Genomic DNA, 25,556 nt, shown 5'->3' on the forward strand with positions numbered 1-25,556 from the left:
TCAGGCTTTCGACGCCGCGCGCGCAGCCGGACTGGCGACGAAACCGAAACGCGTCTCGACGTCGGCGCGCGCGATACGCTGTAAAGGCAGATCGGTTCCATCGCGCCAATGGAAGACGCCGCCGCCCGACGCGTCATCGAACGTCGCGTGGCTCGAGAACAGATCGAGATCGTGATCGTGCAGGGCGGCTACGCGCGGCGGCGTGGCATCGTCGGAAAAGAGCAGGGCGCCTTCGTCGTCGAGAAATGCGTGCGCCGGCTCGAACGGCGCGCCGGTGTGATCCGTCAGCCGCAATGCGCCGTCAGTCACGGAAAGACGCACGATCCACGGCGTATAAGCCAGTTCGACATACACGCGCTGCGGCCCGTTTTGGAAGAACCACTGGCCGTCGGCGTCGCGCTCGTAATTGCGGTTGATGAAGCCGATCAGCGCTTCATGGCGAATGGCATCGCCGAGCGCGCCCGCGGCCTGCGCCGCCTCGTCGCGCATGCGCCACTGACCGCGCCGGTCCAGCAACAGCCAGCCCGTACAATGCGGAACGTTCGGCCACTTGGCCAGCGCCTGCTTGACGATCTCATCCATGATTCATTCGCACGGAAGAAAATGTTCGAGGTAGCCGAACACGCGCGACGACAGCCAGTCGATGCGTCCCGGAAACGGGCCCGTCATGAAGCCGACATGGCCGCCGTGGTTCGGCTGATCGAGCGTGACAGAGGCCGACACTTCGGCCTGCGAAGGCAGCGCGCGCTCGGGCAGGAACGGATCGTTGCGGGCGTTCAAGACGAGCGCCGGCACTTCGATGCGGTTCAGATGCGCGCGGATGGTCGCCGTCGTCCAGTAATGGTCGGTATCGCGAAAACCGTGCAGCGGCGCGGTCACGACGTTGTCGAATTCATAGAGCGTGCGCGCGGCGAGCACGGCGTGGCGGTCGTACAGACCCGGATACTGGTCGAGCTTCGCGAGCGCCTTCTTCTTGAGCGACTTCAGGAAGCTGCGCGTATAGACCATGCCGAAGCCTTGCGAGATCGCGTGACCGCCCGCGTGGACATCGAGCGGCGCGGAAATGGCGGCGGCGCCGCTGATCATCGAAGCGTTCGTGCCGCGCTCGCATAGCCAATGCAGAAGCACATTGCCGCCGAGCGACACGCCCGCCGCGACGATCGGGCCCGCATGCCTTTCGCGCAGACGCCGCAGGATCCAGTCGACCTCCGCACTATCGGCGAGGTGATAAAAGCGCGGCAGCCGGTTCATCGGCCCGCTGCAACTGCGAAAGTGCGGCACCGCGCCGTGCCAGCCGCGCGCCTGGGCGGCCGCCATCATCGTGCGGGCGTAATGCGAGTCGGAGTTGCCTTCGAGGCCATGAAACAGCACGAAAAGCGGAGCGGTCGATGCCGGGCGAGCCGCGTCATCGTGCGCGAGCCAGTCGACATCAATGAAATCGCCGTCCGGCGTATCCCAGCGTTCGCGCCGGTAACGGACCGCCGGCTTGCGCCCGAAGAGCGCGGGCACGATGGTTTGCGCGTGACTCGTCGGCAGCCAGCGCGGCGCGCTGTAGAGCCATTGCGAGACGGGTTCGGCGAGCACGCTGCCTGCGGCTTGCGCGGTTTCCTTCAGCGCGACGGCGGGCGCCTTGTCCACGAACGACGAATCGTGTTTCAACAACGGATCGCGCTTCATGGCCTTCTCCCCGGCGAACGTCTTTCTATGCTTCGTGACTGCGGTATTTCAGTGCAACGGTCCCTGCCCGTGACGCAGCTTTGCGGCGAACTGGCCGGCCGCTTCCATCGGCATCTCGCTCGCGTGAATATGCGCAATGCGCCATTCGCCGCGTTCGTGAACCATCACGTAAGTCGAAAAAATCATGCGCGGCGCGGCGGTGCCCGCCGGCTGATGCGCCTCCGCGATGGCATAGACCACCGTGCCTAAGCTGTCGTACACGCGAATATCGAGCGGCTCGATGCTGACGGCCTGCGCGCCGAACTGCTTGCCGAGGCCCGCGCGAATGCTTTCGAGGCCATGCAGATGCGTGCCGTCCGCGCAGATGCAGGTGGCGAACTCCTCGTCGATCCAAAGCGACATCACAGCGTCGATGCTGTTGTCCGCGACAGCCTGATAGTAAGCGTTGAGAGTGTCGGCGGCGGCTTCGAATAGGCGGGCGAAACGTGGCATGGGCTCGTGGGTCTCTGGCATTCGCGCGCAACGCCGTGTCACGATGGCGTGCCGCATCGGTCATGGTTCAAAGCATGCCTCCGTTCGGAGACACTCGCGTGTCCGCGCCCGCACACGAAAATGCCGATGCCGCCGCAAAGCCGCCGCTGCAAGGCAGGCGTGACGCCTCAGCGATGCGCGAGCAACATGCCGCGCAGATCGGCGAAAACCTGTTCGGCAGAGAGTTCGCGCAGGCAGTTCAGATGGCCGAGCGGACACTCGCGGGAAAAGCACGGACTGCACTCAAGGTGAAGCCATTGTACCTTTGCGACGTCGGACAAGGGCGGCGTGTGGCGCGGATCGGTGGAGCCGTACACCGCGACGAGCGGACGTTTGAGCGCCGCCGCCACGTGCATGAGCCCCGAGTCGTTGGTGACGACGGCGCTCGCCCGGGCGATCAGCGCGCACGCTTCGCCGAGCGATGTCTGGCCGCACAGATTGCGCACGTTCGGCGCGCGGTCCGCGATGGCCTGCGCGACCGCCGAATCTTTTTTCGACCCGAGCGCGACGATGCGGGCATACGGAAACGACTGCGCGACGAACTGCGCGAGCGACGCGAAGTGCTCGGGCGGCCAGCGCTTGGCCGGGCCGTACTCCGCGCCGGGGCAGAACACGACGAGCGGCGCGCGCGTATCCAGATTGAAGCGCGCCGACACGCGGGCCGCTTCGTTCGGATCGGCTTCGAGGCGCGGCACCGGCAACAGCGGCGCGTCGCTTGCCGCTGCGTCGTGAGCTTGCGCGTATCGGTCGATGAACGGCAGCTTCGCGCCCGGCGCATAGGCGAGGGCGGCATACTGCGCGGTCATCGGCGGGCGCTCGGTCTTCGGCGGATTCGGGTGGCGCACGTTCAAGAGCCCGTAACGCGCCTCGCCCTTGTAGCCGATGCGCAGCCGGATGCCCGCCATCCACGGAATGAGCGCGGACTTGGCGGAATTGGGCAGCACGTACGCCGCGTCGTAGCCGACATCGCGCAGGTCGCTCGCAAGCTGCCAGCGGCGCAGCAGTTGCAGCTTGCCGTGCGCGAGATCCGTCGCGTAGACGTCGCGGATTTCCGGCATGCGTTCGAGCACGGGCGCGACCCAACTTGGCGCGACGGCATCGATCGCGATGCGCGGATGGAGCTTTCGCAAAAGCGTGAACAGCGGCTGCGCCATCAACGCGTCACCGATCCAGTTCGGTGCTATAACCAGCGCACGGCGCATCAGTCGTTTTCCGGTCTCAAAATAGTGGCGGCTCGCCGCATCGGGCGGCGGGGCGTCGGTCGTGTGGTGTCATGGCGCGGCGGCCATGCGGCAAAAACAAGCGAGAGCGAACGAAAGCGCGCGCTCGGGACGAGCCCGAAACGCGCGCATCGACGAGGCTCGGAGAGTGCTTCGGCGAGCTTAGTGGCCTTTGACGACTTCGCCGTCCTTCAGCTTGTACCGCGTGCCGCAATACGGGCAGCGCGCTTCGCCGTGCGTGACGTCGAGAAACACGCGGGGATGCGCGCTCCAGCGTTGCATCTTCGGATTCGGGCAGAACGCGGGGATATCTTTCGCCGACAATTCCACCAGCGGCATTTCCTTCAGGTCGCTCATTGCTATCTCTTTCAATGTCGTTCGTTGCTGTCGTCTGTCGCGCGAGGGCAGCGGAGCCCTCGCAGCCTCAGACTTTCGCGAGCCAGCTCGCGTACTTTTCGTTCTTGCCGCCGACCACGTCGAAGAACGCGCTTTGCAGCTTCTCCGTGATCGGGCCGCGCTTGCCCTCGCCGATCGTGCGATTGTCGAGTTCGCGGATCGGCGTGACTTCGGCGGCCGTGCCGGTGAAGAACGCTTCGTCGCACGTATAGACTTCGTCGCGCGTGATACGTTTCTCGATGACCGGGATGCCGAAGTCGCGCGCCAGCGTGATGACCGTGTCGCGCGTGATGCCGTCGAGGCACGACGACAAGTCCGGCGTGTACAGCTTGCCGTTGTTCACGAGGAAGAAGTTTTCGCCGGAGCCTTCGGACACGTAGCCGTCCACGTCGAGCAGCAGGGCTTCGTCATAACCGTCGGTGACGGCTTCCTGATTCGCGAGAATCGAGTTCACGTACCAGCCGGACGCCTTCGCGCGCACCATCGACACGTTGACGTGATGGCGCGTGAACGACGACGTCTTCACGCGGATGCCCTTCGCGAGCCCGTCTTCGCCGAGATACGCGCCCCACGGCCACGCGGCGATGGCCACGTGAATGGTGTTGCCCTTGGCCGAGACCCCGAGCTTCTCCGAACCGACCCAGATGATCGGGCGGATATAGCACGATTCGAGCTTGTTCTCGCGCACGACTTCGAGTTGCGCGGCTTCGAGCGTCGCGTGATCGAACGGGACTTCCATCTGGAAGATTTTCGCCGAGTTCAGAAGGCGCTTGGTGTGCTCCTTCAGGCGGAAAATGGCCGTTCCCTGGGCGGTCTTGTACGCGCGCACGCCCTCGAATACGCCCATGCCGTAGTGCAGCGTGTGCGTCAGAACGTGGATGTTAGCGTCTCGCCAGTCGATGAGCTTGCCATCCATCCAGATCTTGCCGTCGCGGTCGGCCATTGACATACGGTTCTCCTAGCTGTCTCGTTCAGAAATTCGATGAATCCGGGTGAATCTCCGGGTGAATCTTCCTATTCCGCGCGTTGCCGGCGCTGCCGGCTGCAAGAGCGGTCAAAGTTCGTCATTTTAGCGTCTTTTCGCGACCAAACCGGATAGGAAGCGCCTTTCACGCGGCTATACTTTGCCTTTCGCCGCGAACCGGCAAAGCCGCCCGAAAGCGTCGTGCCGACCGGGCAAGCGGCAAGCTGCGCCGAGTCGTCCGTTTCTTCGACGCCGGCGCGCGGCGTTTCCCCCGTTTCCCCATTTCGTCATCGCGGCAACCCGGCCGCGCACCCTTGCATGCTCCACCGGCTATCCGACACGAATCGCCGCGCATTTCTCGACGGTGCCCGCGCTTTCTCTCCCGCCGTCATGGCGACGTTCTCGTGGGGACTCGTCACCGGCGTCGCCATGACGAAATCGGTGCTCACCGTGCCGCAGGCGCTCGGCATGTCGCTCGCGGTGTACGCTGGGTCGTCGCAACTCGCGGTGCTGCCGCTCTTGGCCGCCGGGCTGCCGCTCTGGACCGTGCTCCTCACCGCAGCGATGGTGAATCTGCGCTTCGTCATTTTCAGCGCCGGGCTCGCGCCGCACTTCTCCTATCTGCCGATGTGGCGGCGCCTCGCGATCGGCTACTTCAACGGCGACATCATCTATCTGATGTTCTCCGCGCGGAATTTTCCCGTCGGCCGGCAGCCCGGGAAGGAAGCGTTCTTCTGGGGACTCGCGTTCACGTGCTGGCTCGCGTGGCAGGCGTCGTCGGTGGCGGGGATTCTGCTCGCGAGCCTCATCCCCGACAACTGGGGGCTGGAACTGGCGGGAACGCTGGCGCTGATTCCGCTGATCGTCTCCGCGATCGCCACGCGCTCGACGCTCGCCGCGGTCGTCGTCGCGAGCGTGGTCGCGCTGCTCGCGTTTCATCTGCCGTATCGCTTCGGCTTGCCGCTCGCGGTGCTCGCCGCGTTGCTGGCCGGCACGCTCGCCGATCTGATCGCGGAAAAGGCGCGCCCGGCCGCTCTGCTTTCCGGCGACGCCGAAGCGCCCGCCGCGCCGGATGCAGCGGCCGAGCCCGAACCCGCGAGGCCCGCGCGATGACCACGCTCCAAATCTGGCTCGCGATTCTCGGCATGGGCGTGGTGACCGCGGCGACGCGCGCGTTCTTCCTGATCGGCGGCGAGCGCACCGTGCTGCCGCCGCGCGTGCAACGCGTGCTGCGCTACGCGCCGGCCGCCGCGCTGGCGGGCGTCGTCGTGCCCGATCTGCTCGAAACGTCCGCGGGCTTCTCGATCGCGTTCTCGAATCATGCGGTGTGGGCGTCGCTCGCCGGCCTCGCGTATTACGTGTGGCGGCGCGGCATGATGGGCACCATCGCGGTCGGCATGATCGTCTTCACGCTGCTGCGCCTCGCCGCGTGAGGCGCGCTGCGCGTCAAATACGCATCATCAAGAATCACCGGCTAATAGCGGGCGGGGTGATCGGTTAAAATGTCGGTCTTTCCTGTCGCATGGAGCGAGGTCGAAAGTGAGTCCGGCAGTCACCGCAACGGTTCCGAAGCTCGCCGCCTCCGGCTTGTCCGCTGCGTCCGTGTCTGCGCGCTTGGCGCGTATCTTTCTCCGCGTCTCACTCCACTCGACCCTCGGCACGTCCGCGCGACAGACGCTGTCCGCTCGTTTCGCTTGCGCGTCTTTCAGTTCCCAGTTTCGGTTTTCAGGCCTCGCGCCAAACTCTCAACGAACCGGCCGGCGCTCGTCCGGCCATCTTCGCCCGAACCGCTTTTCTGACTAACGTTGACTCCCATGACGAAAGTACTGCGTTTCACCGATCTGATCGCCGAAGGCAAAGTCTCCGGCAAGCGCGTGTTCATCCGCGCGGACCTCAACGTGCCGCAGGACGACGCCGGCAACATCACCGAGGACACGCGCGTGCGCGCCTCGGTCCCGGCGATCAAGGCAGCGCTCGACGCCGGCGCGGCCGTGATGGTCACGTCCCATCTGGGCCGCCCGACCGAAGGCCAGTTCAAGCCGGAAGACTCGCTCGCGCCGGTCGCGGCGCGCCTGTCGGAACTGCTCGGCCGCGACGTGCCGCTCGTCGCCGACTGGGTGGACGGCGTCGACGTGCAGCCGGGTAATGTCGTGCTGCTCGAAAACTGCCGCTGCAACAAGGGCGAGAAGAAGAACGACGACGGCCTCGCGCAGAAGCTCGCGAAGCTCTGCGACATCTATGTCAACGACGCCTTCGGCACCGCGCACCGCGCCGAAGCGACCACGCACGGCATCGCCAAATACGCGCCCGTCGCGTGCGCCGGCCCGCTGCTCGCCGCCGAACTCGACGCGCTCGGCAAGGCGCTCGGCAACCCGAAGCGCCCGCTCGTGGCCATCGTCGCGGGTTCGAAAGTGTCGACCAAGCTCACCATTCTGAAGTCGCTCGCCGAGAAGGTCGATCAGCTGATCGTCGGCGGCGGCATCGCGAACACGTTCATGCTGGCGTCGGGCCTCAAGATCGGCAAGTCGCTGGCCGAAGCCGATCTCGTCGGCGAGGCGAAGGAAATCATTGAGCAGGCCCGTGCGCGCGGTGCCTCGGTGCCCATTCCGAGCGATGTCGTGACCGCGAAGGAATTCGCCGCGATCGCGAAGGCCGAAACGAAGCCCGTCGCCGATATCGCCGACGACGACATGATTCTCGACATCGGCCCGGATACTGCCAACGCGCTCGCCGCGCAACTCGCGACGGCGGGCACCATCGTGTGGAACGGCCCGGTCGGCGTGTTCGAATTCGACCAGTTCGGCAACGGCACGAAGACGCTGGCGCAGGCCATCGCGAATTCGTCGGCGTTCTCGATCGCGGGCGGCGGCGACACGCTCGCGGCCATCGCGAAGTACGGCATCCACGACAAAGTCAGCTACATCTCGACCGGCGGCGGCGCGTTCCTCGAGTTCCTCGAAGGCAAGACGCTGCCGGCGGTGGAAGTGCTCGAGTCGCGTGCGTAACGCCCGGTGACGGCCCGAGACAATCCGGCGAAAGCAGCAAGGAAGGGCGCGCAAGCAGCCGGCGGCGCGCAAGCGGATGTGATCGGTAACGGCAGTCAACCCGATGCCGCCGCCGTTGCTGCTTCGATCATCGAGGAGGCGGCTCTGAGCGAAGAGCCGCATTTGGAAGAACAGACGGCTGCTGTCGTCACCATAGGCGGCATGCCCGTTCATGCCGCGCAGCCCATCGATAAAGCGACGCCGGCACGAACCGGCGCGCGCGCGCAGCCAGTGAGCAACACGTCACTGCAAGCGCAACGTGCTCGCAGCCTGGTTACGGCCGTTCCCAAAGAGACGAGGAAAGACATGCATCGCGCCACCAAGATTGTCGCCACCATCGGTCCGGCGTCGAGTAATCCGGAAATCCTGCTGCAGATGATGCAGGCCGGGCTCGACGTCGTTCGCTTCAACTTTTCGCACGGCACCGCCGACGATCATCGCCAGCGCGCCGAGTGGGTGCGCGAGGCGGCGCGGCAGGTCGGCCGCGAAGTCGCGATCATGGCGGACCTGCAAGGCCCGAAGATTCGCGTCGGCAAGTTCGAGAACGGCAAAACCATGCTGGTCGCGGGCAACACGTTCATCCTCGATGCCAACTGCGAGATGGGCAACAACGATCGCGTGGGCCTCGACTACAAGGACTTGCCGCGCGATCTGCGCGCGGGCGACGTGCTTCTGCTCAACGACGGCCTGATCGTGCTCGACGTGACGCGCGTGATCGGCGAGGAGATCCACACGACCGTGAAGGTCGGCGGCGAGCTGTCCAACAACAAGGGCATCAACCGGCAGGGCGGCGGCCTGACCGCGCCCGCGCTGACCGAGAAGGACATGGAGGACATCAAGACGGCGATGTCGCTCGGCGCGGATTTCGTCGCGGTGTCGTTCCCGAAGAACGCGACGGACATGGAAATGGCGCGGCAACTGGCGAACATCGCGGGCGCGCCGTACGGCATCAAGCCGAAGATGATCGCGAAGATCGAGCGCGCCGAGGCCATTCCGGCGCTGCAAGGCATTCTGGATGCCTCCGACGGCATCATGGTGGCGCGCGGCGATCTCGCGGTGGAAGTCGGCAACGCCGCGGTGCCCGCGCTGCAAAAGCGCATGATCCGCATGGCGCGCGAGTCGAACAAGCTCGTGATCACGGCCACGCAGATGATGGAATCGATGATCCACGCGCCCGTGCCGACCCGCGCCGAAGTCTCCGACGTGGCGAACGCCGTGCTCGACGGCACCGACGCCGTCATGCTTTCCGCCGAAACGGCGGCGGGCAAATACCCGGTCACGACCATCGAAACGATGGCCGCCGTGTGCATCGAAGCCGAGAAGTCCGAGGAATCGCAACTGGACCGCGATTTTCTGGACCGCACGTTCACGCGCATCGATCAGTCGATCGCGATGGGCGCGTTGTTCACCGCATTTCATCTGGGCGCGAAGGCCGTTGTCGCGCTGACGGAATCCGGCTCGACGGCGCTGTGGATGTCGCGTCACTGGACCCATGTGCCGATCTTCGCGCTGACGCCGCGCGTGGGCAGCGAGCGGACGATGGCGCTGTATCGCAACGTCACGCCGCTGCATCTCGACACCAACATGGATCGCGACACGGCGCTGAATCAGGCGCTCGAAGTGGTCGTGTCCAAAGGCTATGCGGCGCGCGGCGACATGGTCGTGCTCACCGTCGGCGAGCCGATGGGACAGGCGGGCGGCACGAACACGCTGAAGATCGTGCGCGTCGGCGACCATTTCTGATCGGCGCGTTTCAACGCATGGCAAGGCGTTCGCGGTCCGATCCGCGAACGCCCAAGAGCGCGCTGGACGATTCGAACGCAAGTCGTCGCCACGAAGAAGGCGGAAGCTGCCAAAGATGCTGACGGGAAGCAAAGAGCAGAACCGTGCGCGCGAAGGATTTCGTTTCACATCCTGGAGTTTCTCAATGCCTCTCGTATCAATGCGTCAATTGCTGGATCACGCAGCCGAACACGGCTACGGCCTCCCGGCATTCAACGTGAACAATCTGGAACAGGTGCAGGCCATCATGTCGGCGGCGAACGAAGTCAACGCGCCCGTCATCATGCAGGCGTCGGCCGGCGCGCGGAAGTACGCGGGCGAAGCGTTCCTGCGGCATCTGATCGAAGCGGCGGTGGAGTCGTATCCGCACATTCCGGTCGTGATGCATCAGGACCACGGACAGTCGCCGGCCGTGTGCATGGCGGCGATCCGCTCCGGTTTCACGAGCGTGATGATGGACGGCTCGCTCGAAGCGGACGGCAAGACGGTCGCGTCCTACGAGTACAACGTCGATGTGTCGCGCAAGGTGGTCGAGTTCTCGCATTCCATCGGCGTCACGGTCGAAGCCGAACTCGGCGTGCTGGGCTCCTTGGAAACCATGAAGGGCGACAAGGAAGACGGCCACGGCGCGGAAGGCACGATGACGCGCGAGCAGTTGCTGACCGACGTCGAGCAGGCCGCCGACTTCGTGAAGCTCACGCAGTGCGATGCGCTTGCCATTGCCATCGGCACGTCGCACGGCGCGTACAAGTTCTCGAAGAAGCCGACCGGCGATATCCTCGCGATCGACCGCATCAAGCAAATTCACCAGCGCATTCCGAACACGCATCTCGTGATGCACGGGTCGTCGTCGGTGCCGCAGGAGTTGCTGGCCGAAATCCGCGAGTTCGGCGGCGACATGAAGGAAACCTACGGCGTGCCGGTCGAGGAGATTCAGGAAGGCATCAAGCACGGCGTGCGCAAAGTGAACATCGACACGGACCTGCGTCTCGCCATTACCGGCGCGATACGCCGTTATCTGTTCGAAAATCCGTCGAAGTTCGATCCGCGCGACTATCTGAAGCCCGCGCGCGAGGCAGCGAAAGAAATCTGCCGTCAGCGGTACATGCAGTTCGGCTGCGAGGGCATGGCAGGCAAGATCAAGCCCGTCACGCTCGACAGGATGGCCGACAAGTACAAATCCGGCGAACTCGCGCAGATTGTCCGGTGAGCGGCGCAGGTCTGAATTAAGCTCGCTTCATTTGTAAAGTAAAATCAACGGGTTCCGGCAACGGGACCCGTTCGCTTTTTTTCCATCGCCGCCGCGCAAGGCTCGCGGCGGCGATTCACTTTTTTCGGCACCTCTTCGGTACATGACGATGTCCACGCTCTACGAATCCACGATCAAATCGCTGCCGCTCCTCGGCCGTGGCAAGGTCCGCGACAACTACGCCGTCGGCAACGACAAGCTGCTGATCGTGACGACCGACCGCCTTTCCGCCTTCGACGTGGTGATGGGCGAGCCGATCCCGAACAAGGGCCGCGTGCTCAATCAGATGGCCGATTTCTGGTTCGAAAAGCTCGGCCATATCGTGCCGAACCACAATACGGGCATCGATCCGGCTTCGGTGGTCGCGCCGGACGAAGTCGAGCAGGTGAAGGGTCGCGCGGTCGTCGTGAAGCGCCTGGAACCGATTCTCGTGGAAGCAGTGGTGCGCGGCTATCTCGCGGGCAGCGGCTGGAAGGACTATCAGGCGACGGGCGCCGTCTGCGGCGTGCAACTGCCGCCGGGCCTGCAAAACGCCGAGAAGCTGCCCGAGCCGATCTTCACGCCGGCGGCGAAGGCCGAGATGGGCCACCACGACGAAAACATCACCTACGACGAGATGGAGCGCCGCATCGGCACGGAACTGTCGGCGACCATCAAGCGCATCTCCATCCAGCTGTACAAGGAAGCGGCCGAGTACGCGGCCACGCGCGGCATCATCATCGCGGATACGAAGTTCGAGTTCGGCCTCGACAACAAGGGCGAACTGTTCCTGATGGACGAAGTGCTCACCGCCGATTCCTCGCGCTTCTGGCCGGCGGACGGCTACACGGTCGGCACGAATCCGCCGTCGTTCGACAAGCAGTTCGTGCGCGACTGGCTCGAAACGCAGCCGTGGAAGAAGGAACCGCCCGCGCCGAAGCTGCCGGACGACGTGATCGCGAAGACGTCGGAGAAGTATCAGGAAGCGCTGCAACGCATCACGGGCAAGACGCTGTCGTAATGTCGGCACGCGCGCCGTGGCACCGACACCGGCACGGCGCGCTCGGATCGAGGGAAAAGCAATGAGCGAAGTACAGACCGGAGCGCATGCGCACGATGCGCCGCTCGTCGGCGTGTTGATGGGCTCCAGTTCCGACTGGGACGTGATGAAGAACGCGGTCGCGATCCTGCAGGATTTCGGCGTGCCGTACGAGGCGAAGGTCGTCTCCGCGCACCGCATGCCCGACGAGATGTTCGCCTACGCGGAAAGCGCGCGCGAGCGCGGACTGCGCGCGATCATCGCGGGCGCGGGCGGCGCGGCGCATCTGCCGGGCATGCTCGCTGCGAAGACGACGGTGCCGGTGCTCGGCGTGCCGGTGGCGAGCAAGTATCTGAAGGGCGTCGATTCACTGCATTCAATCGTGCAGATGCCCAAGGGCGTGCCGGTCGCGACGTTTGCAATCGGCGAGGCGGGCGCGGCGAATGCGGCGCTCTTCGCGGTGTCCATCCTGAGCGTGACGGATGCGCGCTATGCCGAAGCGCTCGCCGCGTTTCGCGCAAAGCAGAATCAGGCCGCGCACGCCATGACGCTGCCGCCGCTCTGAGCGTTCCGTCGGCCGGGCCGCGCGTCTCGTGCGCGGCGTCGGCGAAACTCCCCATACAGGTTATCCGCCAGTCCCACGATGAACCCACAAAACTCCCCGAATTCCCCCATTCTGCCGGGCGCGTGGCTCGGCATGGTCGGCGGCGGCCAGCTCGGCCGCATGTTCTGCTTCGCGGCGCAATCCATGGGCTATCGCGTGGCCGTGCTCGATCCGGACGAAACCAGCCCGGCGGGCGCGGTGGCGGATCGCCATATCCGCGCGGCGTACGACGACCAAGCTGCGCTCACCGAACTCGGCCGTCTGTGCGCGGCGGTATCGACGGAATTCGAGAACGTGCCGTCCACGAGCCTCGATTTTCTGGCGTCGCTCACGTTCGTGAGTCCGGCGGCGAGTTGCGTCGCGATTGCGCAGGATCGTGTCGCCGAGAAGCGTTTTATCGCGCGAGCCGGCGTGCCGGTCGCGCCGCACGTGGTGATCGAATCGCCGGAAGCACTCGCCGCGTTGTCCGACGATGAAATCGCCGCCGTGCTGCCGGGCATTCTCAAGACCGCGCGCCTGGGCTACGACGGCAAAGGCCAGGTAAGCGTGCGCAACGTCGACGAAGTGCGCACGGCGTACGGGTCGCTTTCGGGCGTGCCGTGCGTGCTGGAAAAGCGCATGCCGTTGAAATACGAAGTGTCCGTGCTGATCGCCCGTGGCGGCGACGGCAAGTCCGCCGTGTTTCCGCTCGCGCAGAACTCGCACGTGAACGGCATTCTCGCGAAGACGGTGGTGCCCGCGCCGGACGCGTCGGACGCGCTCGTCGCGCAGGCGCAGGACGCGGCGCTCACCATCGCCGCGAAGCTCGGCTACGTGGGCGTGCTGTGCGTCGAATTTTTCGTGCTGGAAGACGGCACGCTGATCGCGAACGAAATGGCGCCGCGTCCGCACAATTCCGGCCACTACACGGTCGATGCCTGCGCCACGAGCCAGTTCGAGCAGCAGGTCCGCGCGATGACCGGCATGCCGCTCGGCGACACGCGCCAGCATTCGCCGGCCGCCATGCTGAACCTGCTCGGCGATATCTGGTTCGACGATGGCCAGGACGACAAGCCGCGCCCGCCCGCGTGGACCGAGGTCGTGGCGATGCCGGCGGCGCGGCTGCATCTCTACGGCAAGGAGGAAGCGCGTCCGGGCCGCAAGATGGGGCACATCAACTTCACGGCGGCGACGCTCGAAGAAGCGCGCACGGCGGCGCGCGACTGCGCGCGCATGCTGCACATCGCGACCGACTGAACTCTCAGGCAACCCTTAAGCAGTAGTTAGGCAATGACCATCATTTACCCGAGCGCGGCGCAGATCGACGAAGCCGCGGCTCTGCTCGACGAGGGCGAACTCGTCGCGTTCCCGACCGAAACGGTGTACGGCCTCGGCGCCGATGCCGAGAACCCGGAGGCGGTCGCGCGAATCTATGCCGCGAAGGGCCGGCCGGCGAATCATCCGGTGATCGTCCACCTCGCGCCGCAGGCGGATCCCGGCTACTGGGTGCGCGAGTTGCCCGCCGATGCACAAAAGCTCATCGATGCCTTCTGGCCCGGTCCGTTGACCTTGATTTTGAAGCGTGCCGCGCATATTCCGGCGGCGGTGAGCGGCGGGCAGGACTCGGTCGGGATTCGCTGTCCTTCGCATCCGGTCGCGCAGCAGCTTTTGTCGGCGTTTCATGCGCGGCGTCAGGGATCAGGCAGGCAAGCGGGCGTGGCCGGGCCTTCGGCGAACCGCTTCGGCCACGTCAGCCCGACTACCGCGCAACACGTCCGCGATGAGTTCGGCAGCGCGGTGCATGTGCTCGATGGCGGCGCGGCGGATGTCGGCATCGAATCGACCATTCTGGATTTGTCGCGCGGCTTTCCGGCGTTGCTGCGGCCGGGGCATGTGAGCCCGCAGGCCATTGCCGACGTGATCGGCACCGCGCCGCGTCTGCCCGATGGCGGCGATGCGACCGCGCCGCGCGCGTCGGGCACGCTCAAGGCGCATTACGCGCCGCGCACGCCGCTGGCGCTGTTGCCGTTCGCGGCGATCGAGCCGCTGCTCGCGGCGTTCGATCGCGCGGGTGGAGGGAAGCTTGCGTTGGTCGCGCGGCCGTCGAGCGCGGGGGAGTGGGCGCATGCGCCGCACGTGCATTTCGTCGCCGCGCCGGAAGACCCACAGAGCTATGCGCGCGAGCTATACGGCTTGCTGCGGGCGCTGGACCGGGCGAATGTCGAGCGCATCTTGATCGAGAAGTTGCCCGAGACGGCGGAGTGGGTCGCGGTGAACGATCGGCTGGGAAGGGCGGCCGCGGCGTTCGAGGCGCAGGAATAAATCGGCGCTTCGAATATTTTATCGGGCGATAAAACAACCGTCTGCCGCGCGCAACGCGCGGCTGCGTGCTGACATCCATTATGTCGGCCAGTTGATTCAGCGCTGCTGATCGGACCTTTCTGATAAGCGGTTGTCTTGGCGCAAAGTAATCACTCGTTGACTTGATTAACAGCGGCAATATCGCCGATAAAAGCGCATCGCTCGGAAAAAAATCGCCAGTCTGCGTGAATCGAGTCCTTCGGTCACGCGGTAATATCACGCACTGCGAAAGGATCATGAATTCCCATTTCGCTTTCTCGCGTGCGTTAAAAGCATCTCGTCCGCTTTAGCCGAATCAACAACCTTACCCGCTGCTGGTACTCGATGAACCCTGCCGATTCATTTCTGGACTCGACCGATTTCATCAAAATGAGCGCCGAAGTCGTGGAAGCGCGACGCATGTATAACGGACGCCGGCTCTGGCGCGCGACGAACGGTATTGTTCAACATGGACTTCTCAAAGGCTACTTTCTCGGTGAACGCGCCACCTGGCGTTACGAAGACACCGGAACGAAACTGCTCGGACTTTACGAACTCGAGGTCTGTGAACTCATCGGCAGGATTCATGGTGGCCGCAGCACATTCATCGACCTCGGCGCGGCCGACGGTTTCTACGGGATAGGACTCGTCTCCACGGGCCTCTTCGAGCGTTCCATTTGCTACGAGATCGATCAAGCGAGCCGCGACAACCTGCGACACCTCGCCATCGAACGCGGAATCGCGAACCGGGTGGATATTCGGGGCGCCGCCACTTCCGGTTTTGCCGACGAACTCGCCGCACAAGGCGTCGATTTCAAAGACGCGGTGGTGCTTTGCGATATCGAAGGCCATGAATTCGAGACGCTCACGGGAGAATGCCTTCGCACGCTGAGGCATGCGCATGTCATCGTCGAGATTCACGACTTTATGATCGTGGGCCCGCAGCGGCACGAATGGCTGCCGAGTCTCATCGCCCGCGCAAGCGAATTTTTTGATGTCGCCGAGATCAAAGCCGGCGCCCGCGACTTGTCGCGCATTCCGCTAATTGCCGATCACTGGACCGACTCCGACCGTTGGCTCCTATGTTCGGAAGGGCGCGCAAAGCCGATGACCTGGCTTCATTTCGCACCGAAGCCGGATTCACAATTCAACTGACCGATTGATTTTCGCCACACGAAACTTCACTGCATTCGGGCGCCCTGGCCGGAAGCCGAAACGCAGTGAAACGAGGAGGTACGCACGCATCGTACATTGTAAGGAATAGTTGATATGAATAAAACCAATTTCCCGCTTAAACCCATTCTCGTCGCTCTCGCCACAAGTTTCGCAGGTTTAGCGATGAACTCGGCCTCCGGACAAGCCATCATTGAAGGTAATGGAACGACGACCGCGAATACCGGCGTGCTGATCGGTAACAGCGGGACGCATAACAGCATCGAGGAAAGCGTGGTCGTCGGGGATGGCGCAATCGTGGACGGGGGAAATCAGGCGCCAGCGCAAGCCGCCGTCGCGATCGGCTTCGGTGCGCGATCGCAGGAGAACGGCGTGGTGATCGGCCGCAACGCAATCGCGATGAATAATCAGGCGACCGTTATCGGCGATAACGCCAACGCGGGCTTTCGCGCGCTCGCCTTGGGCATCGATTCCCAAGCGGCGGACGCGGCCGTTGCGGCCGGCGCAGGCAGCACCGCATCGAACGCCGCGGTTGCAGTAGGGCGCAATGCAAGCGGAAGCGGCAGCGGTGCGGTAGCGATCGGCAGCAATGCCTACGGGCAGGGCGCGACGTCGGTTGCCATCGGCAACGGTACGACCTCGGCCGGACAGAGCTCGGTGGCTATTGGCAACTATGCGTTCGCGAAAGGCCAGAACTCCGTGGTTATCGGCGCGAGCAGCTACGACGGCGGCCAGAGCAATGTCGTGAGCGTCGGGCGAGCCGGGGCCGAGCGACGCATCATCAATGTGTCGGCCGGCACGCAAGGCACGGACGCAGTCAACGTGAACCAGCTGCTGCTCCTGGCGGATGGCACGGCGTCGGCACTGGGCGGCGGCGCGGCGGCGCTGCCCGATGGAAGCATCATGGCGCCGTCGTATGTCGTCAACGGCGTCACGTATCGCGATGTCGGCAGCGCGCTCAACGGCGTGGACAGTTCCCTCACGAACATCAACACGGCCATTGCGAACATCGCGAGCTCGACGAACGGCGCCAACGGTGCAGCGCAAGCGACGGACACCGGCGCCGTGCGATACGACACGAAGGGCGGTTCGTCGCCGGATTTCGACAACGTGACGCTCGGCGGGGCGAATGGCACGGCGATCCACAACCTCGCGGCCGGTTCGGCCGACATGGACGCCGTGAATCTCGGCCAACTCGACTCAGCGATGTCCGCGATCAGCAGCAGGATCGCGAATCTGTCGGTGGCGGGCGGCGGCAATCCGCTGTTCGCGGCTGACGGCAACGCATCGACAGAAGCGGCCGTCGCAAGCGGCATCCATGCGACGGCAATGGGCGCGAACGCGACGGCGTCCGCCGATAATTCGGTCGCGATCGGCGCGAACTCGCGTGCGGATCGCGCGAATACCGTTTCCGTCGGCTCGGCGGGTGACGAGCGGCAGATCGTGAATGTGGCGGCCGGCACCCAAGGCACGGATGCCGTCAACGTCAATCAGTTGAACGGCGCGGTGCAGCAGGCGAACGGCTATACGGACCGAGCGGTGTCGGGCGCGAACGCTTACACGGACAGGGCAGTCGCGGCGGGCGTCCAACAGTCCAGGAACTACACCGACAAAGCCGTGGCGACGGTTCTCGCCATGCCGAGCATTCCGATGCTCCAGGCGGGCGAAAAATGGGTGGGGACGAGCGTGGGCGCGTATGGCAGCCGCGTCGGCATCGGCGTGGCGGCGGCGTATCAGGCGTCGGCGAATCTGAACGTCGGAATGGGCGTTTCGACGACCGATAGCGGATCGGCGGGCATCAAGGCGCAAGTCGGATACCGCTGGTAAGCGGACGGATGATATCAACGCGCTTCTTCGCTCTACTTATTTAGTATCCCTGACGAATAGCAGCGCTTGAGGTGTAACGGCAGAGAGAGCTAGCTGACTTCGCATTCGACCGCGTGCGTAAAAGCGCTGAAAAGCAACAAGAAACAGAGCCGCCCAGGCCGAAACCAGGGCGGCTCATTAAAGCGCATCAACGCGAGACGTTATTTCCCCAGTCCCGACTTCGCGATCGTCTGCTCGGCAGTCTGCGCGTAAAGCGCATGCAGATGCGTCGTCGGATGCACGGTATCGGCGTACATGTACGTCTGGTCCGCGCCGGCCACGGTCTGCGTCTGCGGCGAGCAGAACAGCGACGTGGCGAACGCCTGCGGATTCGGCTCGCCGAACTTCTGCGCCGCCGCGGCCATCGCCTGAAGGTTGCACGCGGTGCCCGTATTCGACACCGCGAACCCGTACTGCTGATAGTTCGCCGTGATATTGGCGAGCGCCGGCACGATGTCGAGATAGATCACCTTCGACATGAGTCCGGTTTGCGTCAGCGCGCCCGCGAGCACCTGATTGAACCCGAGCGATGCCTGCGTGAGCAGCGCGCGCGTCGACGCATTGCTCGCCACGCCCTGCGGCGTCGCGCCGATATCCGGCACATTCGACACCAGCACGTGCGTCGCGCCGCTCTGCACGATCTTGCCGATCACGCCCGCGAGATCGATCGCCGCCTGTCCGATCGCCGCCTGCGCCTGCGCGGGGCTGATCTGCCCGGCCTGCACCGCGGTCAGGTTGTAGAGGATGTCGTTCGCGCCGCCGTTAACGATCACGAGCTGATTCGAATTGAAGCTTCCATGCGACGACAGATAGTTCGTCACCTGCTGCACGACCGGCACCGTCAGCGCGCCCGCGTAGTTCGCCGGGTCGGTGCTCTGATGGCCGACGCCGATAGGATTCGTCACGCGCGATCCGCCTTGCGCGTAGCCGAAGCCGGTGAGCGTGGTCGGCGGCGCGCCGAAGCCGCCGCTCATCGCGGGCGTGAGCGTGTCGCCGTAATACTTCGCGACGTCCTGCACCCAGATTTCGCCGGGGTTCGTCGTGAAGCGCCCGCCGCCGAAATTCGCGGCCGCGACCGGCGAATACGTGCCGACATCGGAGAGGCTGTCGCCGAAGGACACGACTTGCAGCTTGATGCCGCCCGCGGGCGTCGAATTGTTGTTGTCGCCGCCGCCGCCGCACGCTGCGATGAAGGCGAATGCCGCGCTCGCGGCCGCAATGCGCGTGGTGCGTACGAATGCGGCGCGCATCGAGAGTTGCTTCTTCATGGACCTCGTCTCCGTTTTCGGTGTTTTGTATTTGTTTCTCGCGGCGCTCGCGGCCGCGTTGCTGCTGTGTCACTGCCGCGTCTCATTGTGCCGCAAAGCAGGCGAATGTCGAGCGATGCGGCCGGCGGCTCATTCATCCGCTCAGCCAGGACGCGCGACCGGCGACGCGCGCCGTCCCGACAGCGTACACGGCGCGCGAGCCCCGGCGCGCGCGACTTCGTAGAAGAAATCTTCGGCTCTCGCGCACGATCGTTCGCGAAATCGCGGGTTTTGCAGGATTGCCGCTCCCGCGACGTCGTGCATGCCCGCCTAGTCTTCGATGCCCGGCTTGCGCGCGCCTTCGTAGACCCATTCGAGCAACGCGTCATGGGCAGCGCGCGCCGCTTCCGCGCGCGGATCGTTGATGAAGCTCACCACGACATAGCTTTCGCCGTTGGCCGCGCCGACGTAGCCCGCGATGGCGCGCACATCTCGCAGCGTGCCGGTCTTGATGTGCGCGTTGCCGCCCGCGCCCGCGTTCGTCAGGCGGTTGCGCATGGTGCCGTCCACGCCCGCGATCGGCAGCGATTCGACGAAGACCTGCGCGACCGGGCTGGCGTTCGCGGCCTGAAGCACGTCGGCAAGCGACGTCGCGGAGATTGCTTCGTCGCGCGAGAGTCCCGAGCCGTTGTCGAGCGAAAGGCCGTCCATCGGCAGCGCGCTGCGGCGCAGGAAGGTCTGGATGGCCTGCGCGGACTTCGCGGTCGTCGCGGGCGGCTTCGACTGCACCGCGCCGATGGTCAGGAACAGGTTGCGCGCCATCACGTTGTTGCTGAACTTGTTGATGTCGCGCACGATGTCTGACAGCACCGGGCTGCGATGCGTGCCGACGAGCCGCGCGCTCGAAGGCGTCGGGCCTTCGCGCGTCGCGCCCTGGAACGTGCCGCCCGCCTGCTTCCATAACGCGAGAAAGCCGCCCGCGAAGAAGGTCGAGTGATCGAGCGCGGCGACGTTGATGGTGCGCGAGCCGCAGCGCAGCGGATAGTCGCCGATGAACGACGCCTGCACGAAGCCGCCCTGCGTCTGCGCGACGCTCGGCGACGCCGCCGGCAGCGTGCCCGCGCACGCGCCGCGCGTGACGCGCAGTTCGTTGTCGATCTGAAGCTGCGCGAGTTGAGGCAGCACGTCGATGGACACTTGCCCGTCCGGATTCGGCGTCAGCGTGAACGAGAGCGACTTGAACGCATACAGCAGCGGATCGGGGCCGACGTTGTACGGCGCGGCTTCGTCGCTATCGAAGGCGGGCAGATCGCGCGTGGAGGCGTCGAAGTAGCGCTTGTCGAGCACCAGCGTGCCGTCGATGCCGGTGATGCCGTTCTTGCGAATCTGCTCGACGAGATCGATCAATTCTTCCGGCACGAGCTTCGGGTCGCCGGTGCCCTGAATGTACAGGTTGCCGTGCAAGACGCCTTGCGCGTCCACGTCGCCGTCGGCGTAGGCGGTCGTCTTCCAGCGGTAGTCCGGCCCGAGCAGCGAAAGGCCCGCATATGTAGTAACGAGCTTCATCGTCGAGGCCGGGAGCATCGGCCGGTCGGCGTTGATCGCGACGAGCGGCTCCGGCGCGCCGATTCGCTGCACGACGACGCTCATCGACGAAAGCGGCACATGCGCGTGGGCGAGCGCGCTCATCACGGAGGCGGGCAGCGGACCGGCCGGCGCGACGCGTGCAACCTTCTCCGCCTTGGCGCTTTTCTTCGCGCCGAAAGCGCCGCGCGCCGCGCGCTCGGGCGCGTGCTTCTGCGAGTCGGACCGCGTGCCGCCGCGGGCGTGGGCGTCCGGTGCGTGGGACAGTCCGGCGCAGGCGAGCGCCGCCGCGAAAGCGAGCGTCGACAGACGCGCGGAAAGTGAACGGGGAATAGCGGAAAAGAGCGGCATACGGACGTGCGTTCTTGGTGTGAGTTCTGAGACTGCCCCGCGCGGCTGGGCCGGGCCGCGCGGGCGAAGCGGCTATTGTAGACAAGCCGGCTTGCGGAAATCGTACGCGGCGGGCCGAGCGCGCTTGCCGTTAAGTCCGGCTTAAGCCTGCCGCCGAGCCGCGCGGCTAAAATGAGCCGCACACCAATCTTCCCGAATCACCATGCGAATCCTGCTAGTCGAAGATGACCGGATGATCGCCGAGGGCGTGCGCAAGGCGCTGCGCGCGGACGGCTTTGCGGTCGATTGGGTGCAGGACGGCGAGGCCGCGCTCACGGCCGTCAGCGGCGAGGCCTACGACCTGATGCTGCTCGACCTCGGCCTGCCCAAGCGCGACGGCCTCGACGTGCTGAAGACGCTGCGCGCCCGCGCGAACGCGCTGCCGGTGCTGATCGTCACGGCACGCGATGCCATCGCGGATCGCGTGAAAGGTCTCGACGCCGGCGCGGACGATTATCTCGTCAAGCCGTTCGATCTCGACGAACTCGGCGCCCGCATGCGCGCGCTGATCCGCCGTCACGCGGGCCGGGGCGAATCGCTCGTGCGGCATGGCAATCTCACGCTCGATCCGGTCGGTCATCAGGTGACGCTCGCGGGTGCGCCCGTCGCGCTCTCGGCGCGCGAGTTCGCGCTCCTCGAAGCGTTGATGGCGCGGCCCGGCGCGGTGCTCTCCAAGAGTCAGCTCGAAGAAAAAATCTACGGCTGGGGCGAGGAAATCGGCAGCAACACGGTCGAGGTCTACATCCATTCGCTGCGCAAGAAGCTCGGCGCCGATCTCATCCGCAACGTGCGCGGCCTCGGCTACATGGTCGCGAAGGACGCCTGATGCGGTCGATTCGCCGCCAGCTTCTCGTCTGGCTGCTCGCGCTCGTGCTCGTGGGCGTGGGCTTCGCCGGATGGCTCATCTACCGGCAGGCGCTCGCCGAAGCCAACGAACTCTTCGATTATCAGCTGCAACAGATCGCCGCGGCGCTGCCTTCCGAGCCGTTCTCGTCGGTGCTCAGTTCGCGCAGCGAGACGGACGAGGGCGTCGTCATCCAGATATGGAACCGCAACGGCGTGCTGATGTACTACTCGCACCCGCGCGTGCCGCTTGCGCCGCATGCCGAACTGGGCTTTTCCACCGAGATGACGCCGCGCGGCGAGTGGCGCGTGTATAGCGCGATCGTCGGCGACAACGTAGTGCAGCTCGCGCAGCCGCTGTCGATCCGAAACCGTGTCGCGGCGGGCGTCGCGTGGCGCACGCTATGGCCGCTCGTGCTGCTGTTGCCGCTGCTCGGGCTCGCGATCTGGATTATCGTCGGGCGGGGACTCGCGCCGCTGCAACGCGTGACGCGCGCGCTCGACTCGCGGCATCCGGAGGCGCTCGATCCGCTGTCGGACCAGCGACTGCCGCAGGAAGTGCGGCCGCTCGTGCGCGCGCTCAATGCGCTGCTCGCGCGGCTTTCCGCAGCGCTCGACACGCAGAAGGCCTTCGTCGCGGATGCCGCCCACGAACTGCGCACGCCGCTCGCCGCCGTGAAGATTCAGGCGCAACTCGTCGGGCGCGCGCAGGACGACGCCGCGCGCCGCGAGGCGCTCGACGATCTGAACGAAGGCATCGGGCGCGCGACGCGGCTTGCCGAGCAACTGCTCGCGCTCGCGCGGTCGGAGCCGGACGGCAAGGCGGTCGCGTCCGCCTTCGACCTGCGCGCGCTCCTCGACGATTGCGTGCGCGCGTACGTGCTCGTGGCGCAGGAACGCGGCGTCGATCTGGGCGTCGAGGCGAGCGAGCCGGCGACGGTCATCGGCGATCCGAATTCGCTGCGCGTGATGTTCAACAATCTCATCGATAACGCGATCAAGTACACGCCGAAGGGCGGGCGCGTCGACGTGTGCCTGAAGGTCGCGGCAGGGCGGCCGGTCGTCGAGATCGCGGATAGCGGGCCGGGCATTCCCGAAGAAGAACGCGAGAGAGTGTTCGACCGGTTTTATCGCGTGGGCGGAGGCGTGAATCGCGCGCGTACCGACGTGGCGGGCAGCGGGCTCGGGCTCGCGATCGTGCGGCGGATCGCGGTTCAGCATGGCGCGGTCGTGTCGCTGGGCGAATCGGTTGCGGGCGGGTTGAAGGTCACGGTCGAGTTCGCGGCGGGAATGCACGGGCGGGATTGAGGGGAGTTTGCTCTGCCTTGGCGCGTGCTGGAGCGGCAGCATCGGCGTCGGTCGGCGGCAGGAGAATTCCTTGTTTGCAAGCACGAACCTTGAGGGACATCGGTAGACCTTCTGGAAACAACGGAATATGCGTGTAGGCTTCGTCGTGCTTACGCTGCCCCGAGGCTTTGTTTGCATTCCTCATATTGCGAGGTGGCAGCGTCCGCGCCCGGTCGATTCGATCTTCGCGCAACGAACGTTCAGCCGGGCGTCCACGGCATGGACGCGCACAAGCCTGATCAGATGAACGCGGTGCAAACTGCGCCGACGCGACTGCGCAGCACGCGTGGCCGTTGTCACGCTGGGCATGCAAACGTTCAGGTCGAGCCTGCCAGACAGCGGTAGTCGTCGGCGACAATGAATTACGGCGACGGGCTTGATGCCACGTATCGGTTTCAGCGACAGCCAATGGCCCGTGAACGATGCCGCGCCGCTTACGCAGCACCGCGAAGTTCATGGGAGCGGTCCGTTCGGCTCTAAACGCCATCGCAACCGAAGCGGACAAAGGGGCGAAGCGGCCCGCGCGACCGCACCGACCCGAGCAGCGCAAGCGGGTAGAGAACCCAAGAGCCCAACCAACGAGTCATCCGAACTGATTGCCGCTTCTCACCGCGCCTCGAACCTCGCCACAACCGCAGCAGCCACGACAGCAAAAGCAAACCCATCTCACGCCATTTGAACCATTTAAGAGACGTTTAAGCCACGCCCCGTAATCTTCGTTCATCCCACTGCGCGAACTTCACAAGCGCATTGCAATCCGTCAGGAGCACACGATGAAAGCGAAGATCCTTACCCGCAGCGCCGTCGCAGCCGCCGTCGCCGTTGCCTTGTCGGCAGGCTATGTCGCCGGTCACAACAACATGCCCGCGCCGCAGGTCATTGCCCCCGCGCAAGCCGCGATGATGCCGGCGGAAGCCGCCGCCAAAACGGGCGTGCCCGACTTCTCCGGCCTCGTCGAAACGTACGGCCCGGCCGTGGTCAACATCAGCGCGAAGCATCTCGTCAAGCAGACGTCCGCGCGCCGCAGCCAGAACCAGTTGCCGATGGACCCGGACGACCCGTTCTACCAGTTCTTCAAGCGCTTCGGCGGCATGCCGGGCTTCGGCGGCGGCGACAACGGCCCCGGCGCGGACCGTCCGAGCGAAGGGCTCGGTTCGGGCTTCATCGTGAGCAGCGATGGCTACATTCTGACGAACGCGCACGTCGTCGATAACGCGAACGTCGTCACCGTCAAGCTCACGGACAAGCGCGAGTATCGCGCGAAAGTGATCGGCTCCGACAAGCAGTCCGACGTCGCCGTGCTGAAGATCGACGCCAAGAACCTGCCGACGGTCAAGATCGGCGATCCGAACGGTAGCAAGGTCGGGCAGTGGGTCGTGGCGATCGGTTCGCCGTACGGCTTCGACAACACCGTGACCTCCGGCATCATCAGCGCGAAGTCGCGCGCGCTGCCGAACGAAAACTACACGCCGTTCATCCAGACCGACGTGCCGGTGAATCCGGGCAATTCGGGCGGGCCGCTCTTCAACCTGCAAGGCGAAGTGATCGGCATCAACTCGATGATCTACTCGCAGACGGGCGGCTTCCAGGGCCTGTCGTTTGCGATCCCGATCAACGAAGCCATCAAGGTCAAGGACGCGCTCATCAAGACCGGTCATGTGGACCGCGGCCGCCTGGGTGTCACCGTGCAGGCGATGAACCAGACGCTCGCGAATTCCTTCGGCATGAAGTCGCCGCAGGGCGCGCTCGTGAGCTCGGTCGAGCCGGGCGGACCCGCCGCGAAGGCCGGCCTGCAACCGGGCGACGTGATCACCGCGCTCAACGGCGTGCCGGTGACGGATTCGACCTCGCTGCCGTCGCAAGTGGCCGGGTTGTCGCCGGGCAGCTCGGCGAAGGTGCAGGTGTGGCGCGACAAGAGCTCGAAGGATTTGACCGTGACCGTCGGCGCGCTCAAGGACGCGAAAACCGCCAGCGCGGACGCGAACGGCGATCAGGGCGGCGGGTCGCAGGATGCGCGGCTCGGCGTCGCGGTGCGGCCGCTCACGCCGGACGAGAAGCAGCAGGCTTCGCTTTCGCGCGGACTCGTCGTGCAGCAGGCGAGCGGCGCGGCGGCGAGCGCGGGCATCCAGCCGGGCGACGTGATTCTCGCGGTGAACGGCCAGCCGGTGACGAGCGTGCAGCAACTCAAGTCGATGATCTCGCACGCCGGCGACAGCATCGCGCTTCTGATCCAGCGCGACGACGCGCAGATCTTCGTTCCGGTCGACCTCGGCTGACGCAGCGACGCGCGATCCGGGCACGG

Annotated in this window: 22 protein-coding genes; 14 read left to right on the forward strand and 8 right to left on the reverse strand. The window is 65.3% G+C overall.

Going from position 1 to position 25,556, the window contains the following annotated elements; translation table 11 throughout:
- The 6 genes from NCR34_RS03140 to NCR34_RS03165 form a co-directional block, all read right to left on the reverse strand.
- The gene (locus NCR34_RS03140; RefSeq protein WP_248321307.1) at positions 1-582 is read right to left on the reverse strand and encodes a DUF2946 family protein; all 582 of its coding nucleotides are present in this window, start codon (positions 580-582) and stop codon (positions 1-3) included.
- A 3-nt stretch (positions 583-585) separates the two neighbouring features.
- Entirely contained in the window at positions 586-1,677 is a 1,092-nt protein-coding gene (locus NCR34_RS03145) for a YheT family hydrolase (protein ID WP_250499039.1), read from the reverse strand.
- Between the two features lie 48 nt (positions 1,678-1,725).
- The gene (locus tag NCR34_RS03150) at positions 1,726-2,169 is read right to left on the reverse strand and encodes a nuclear transport factor 2 family protein (protein ID WP_175939561.1); all 444 of its coding nucleotides are present in this window, start codon (positions 2,167-2,169) and stop codon (positions 1,726-1,728) included.
- A 167-nt stretch (positions 2,170-2,336) separates the two neighbouring features.
- Entirely contained in the window at positions 2,337-3,410 is a 1,074-nt protein-coding gene (gene waaF / locus NCR34_RS03155) for a lipopolysaccharide heptosyltransferase II (RefSeq protein WP_248321310.1), read from the reverse strand.
- Positions 3,411-3,590: 180 nt separating this feature from the next.
- A complete protein-coding gene (locus tag NCR34_RS03160) occupies positions 3,591-3,785 on the reverse strand; it encodes a zinc-finger domain-containing protein (RefSeq protein WP_244847974.1) in 195 nt (64 codons plus the stop codon).
- A 67-nt stretch (positions 3,786-3,852) separates the two neighbouring features.
- The gene (locus tag NCR34_RS03165; protein ID WP_244847975.1) at positions 3,853-4,773 is read right to left on the reverse strand and encodes a branched-chain amino acid transaminase; all 921 of its coding nucleotides are present in this window, start codon (positions 4,771-4,773) and stop codon (positions 3,853-3,855) included.
- Positions 4,774-5,106: 333 nt separating this feature from the next.
- Between NCR34_RS03165 and NCR34_RS03170 the strand changes: the two genes are divergently transcribed.
- The 11 genes from NCR34_RS03170 to NCR34_RS03220 all read left to right on the forward strand — a co-directional run bounded on the left by NCR34_RS03170 (position 5,107) and on the right by NCR34_RS03220 (position 17,804).
- Complete coding sequence (locus NCR34_RS03170; RefSeq protein WP_248321311.1) at positions 5,107-5,901, forward strand: AzlC family ABC transporter permease; 795 nt, start codon at positions 5,107-5,109, stop codon at positions 5,899-5,901.
- Entirely contained in the window at positions 5,898-6,221 is a 324-nt protein-coding gene (locus tag NCR34_RS03175; RefSeq protein ID WP_175939566.1) for an AzlD domain-containing protein, read from the forward strand. The genes NCR34_RS03170 and NCR34_RS03175 overlap by 4 nt, the downstream gene beginning before the upstream one ends.
- 381 nt (positions 6,222-6,602) lie before the next feature.
- Entirely contained in the window at positions 6,603-7,793 is a 1,191-nt protein-coding gene (locus tag NCR34_RS03180) for a phosphoglycerate kinase (RefSeq protein ID WP_248321313.1), read from the forward strand.
- A 345-nt stretch (positions 7,794-8,138) separates the two neighbouring features.
- Complete coding sequence (gene pyk, locus NCR34_RS03185; RefSeq protein ID WP_175940593.1) at positions 8,139-9,575, forward strand: pyruvate kinase; 1,437 nt, start codon at positions 8,139-8,141, stop codon at positions 9,573-9,575.
- A gap of 184 nt (positions 9,576-9,759) precedes the next feature.
- Positions 9,760-10,824: a class II fructose-bisphosphate aldolase gene (gene fba / locus NCR34_RS03190; RefSeq protein WP_248321314.1), complete on the forward strand. Its 1,065-nt coding sequence runs from the start codon at positions 9,760-9,762 to the stop codon at positions 10,822-10,824.
- Between the two features lie 148 nt (positions 10,825-10,972).
- Positions 10,973-11,863 (forward strand): phosphoribosylaminoimidazolesuccinocarboxamide synthase, encoded by an 891-nt coding sequence (locus NCR34_RS03195; RefSeq protein ID WP_175939569.1) that lies wholly within the window; start codon positions 10,973-10,975, stop codon positions 11,861-11,863.
- A gap of 61 nt (positions 11,864-11,924) precedes the next feature.
- Positions 11,925-12,446: a 5-(carboxyamino)imidazole ribonucleotide mutase gene (gene purE / locus NCR34_RS03200; protein ID WP_248321315.1), complete on the forward strand. Its 522-nt coding sequence runs from the start codon at positions 11,925-11,927 to the stop codon at positions 12,444-12,446.
- A 78-nt stretch (positions 12,447-12,524) separates the two neighbouring features.
- Positions 12,525-13,721, forward strand: coding sequence for a 5-(carboxyamino)imidazole ribonucleotide synthase (locus tag NCR34_RS03205; RefSeq protein WP_248321317.1), 1,197 nt, complete (start codon positions 12,525-12,527; stop codon positions 13,719-13,721).
- A 33-nt stretch (positions 13,722-13,754) separates the two neighbouring features.
- Positions 13,755-14,786, forward strand: coding sequence for an L-threonylcarbamoyladenylate synthase (locus tag NCR34_RS03210; protein WP_248321319.1), 1,032 nt, complete (start codon positions 13,755-13,757; stop codon positions 14,784-14,786).
- Positions 14,787-15,149: 363 nt separating this feature from the next.
- Positions 15,150-15,959 carry a hypothetical protein gene (locus NCR34_RS03215; RefSeq protein ID WP_248321321.1) on the forward strand — a complete coding sequence of 270 codons (810 nt, stop codon included), beginning with the start codon at positions 15,150-15,152 and terminating at the stop codon, positions 15,957-15,959.
- Between the two features lie 183 nt (positions 15,960-16,142).
- Positions 16,143-17,804 carry a YadA family autotransporter adhesin gene (locus tag NCR34_RS03220; protein WP_250499040.1) on the forward strand — a complete coding sequence of 554 codons (1,662 nt, stop codon included), beginning with the start codon at positions 16,143-16,145 and terminating at the stop codon, positions 17,802-17,804.
- 200 nt (positions 17,805-18,004) lie between these two features.
- Here the strand turns inward: NCR34_RS03220 and NCR34_RS03225 are convergent, their stop codons facing one another.
- Positions 18,005-19,111 carry an SGNH/GDSL hydrolase family protein gene (locus NCR34_RS03225; protein ID WP_248321324.1) on the reverse strand — a complete coding sequence of 369 codons (1,107 nt, stop codon included), beginning with the start codon at positions 19,109-19,111 and terminating at the stop codon, positions 18,005-18,007.
- Between the two features lie 309 nt (positions 19,112-19,420).
- Entirely contained in the window at positions 19,421-21,025 is a 1,605-nt protein-coding gene (gene dacB / locus NCR34_RS03230) for a D-alanyl-D-alanine carboxypeptidase/D-alanyl-D-alanine endopeptidase (protein WP_248321325.1), read from the reverse strand.
- A 202-nt stretch (positions 21,026-21,227) separates the two neighbouring features.
- Here dacB and NCR34_RS03235 point away from each other — a divergent pair, with 202 nt between their 5' ends.
- The 3 genes from NCR34_RS03235 to NCR34_RS03245 all read left to right on the forward strand — a co-directional run bounded on the left by NCR34_RS03235 (position 21,228) and on the right by NCR34_RS03245 (position 25,530).
- On the forward strand, positions 21,228-21,890 hold the full coding sequence (locus tag NCR34_RS03235) for a response regulator (RefSeq protein WP_040051669.1): 663 nt from the start codon (positions 21,228-21,230) through the stop codon (positions 21,888-21,890).
- A complete protein-coding gene (locus tag NCR34_RS03240) occupies positions 21,890-23,215 on the forward strand; it encodes an ATP-binding protein (protein WP_248321326.1) in 1,326 nt (441 codons plus the stop codon). The genes NCR34_RS03235 and NCR34_RS03240 overlap by 1 nt, the downstream gene beginning before the upstream one ends.
- Before the next feature lie 812 nt (positions 23,216-24,027).
- Positions 24,028-25,530: a DegQ family serine endoprotease gene (locus NCR34_RS03245; RefSeq protein ID WP_248321328.1), complete on the forward strand. Its 1,503-nt coding sequence runs from the start codon at positions 24,028-24,030 to the stop codon at positions 25,528-25,530.
- Positions 25,531-25,556 lie beyond the last annotated feature (26 nt).

Origin of the sequence: Caballeronia sp. GAWG1-5s-s (genome assembly GCF_023631445.1) — a bacterium.
Lineage (GTDB): Bacteria > Pseudomonadota > Gammaproteobacteria > Burkholderiales > Burkholderiaceae > Caballeronia.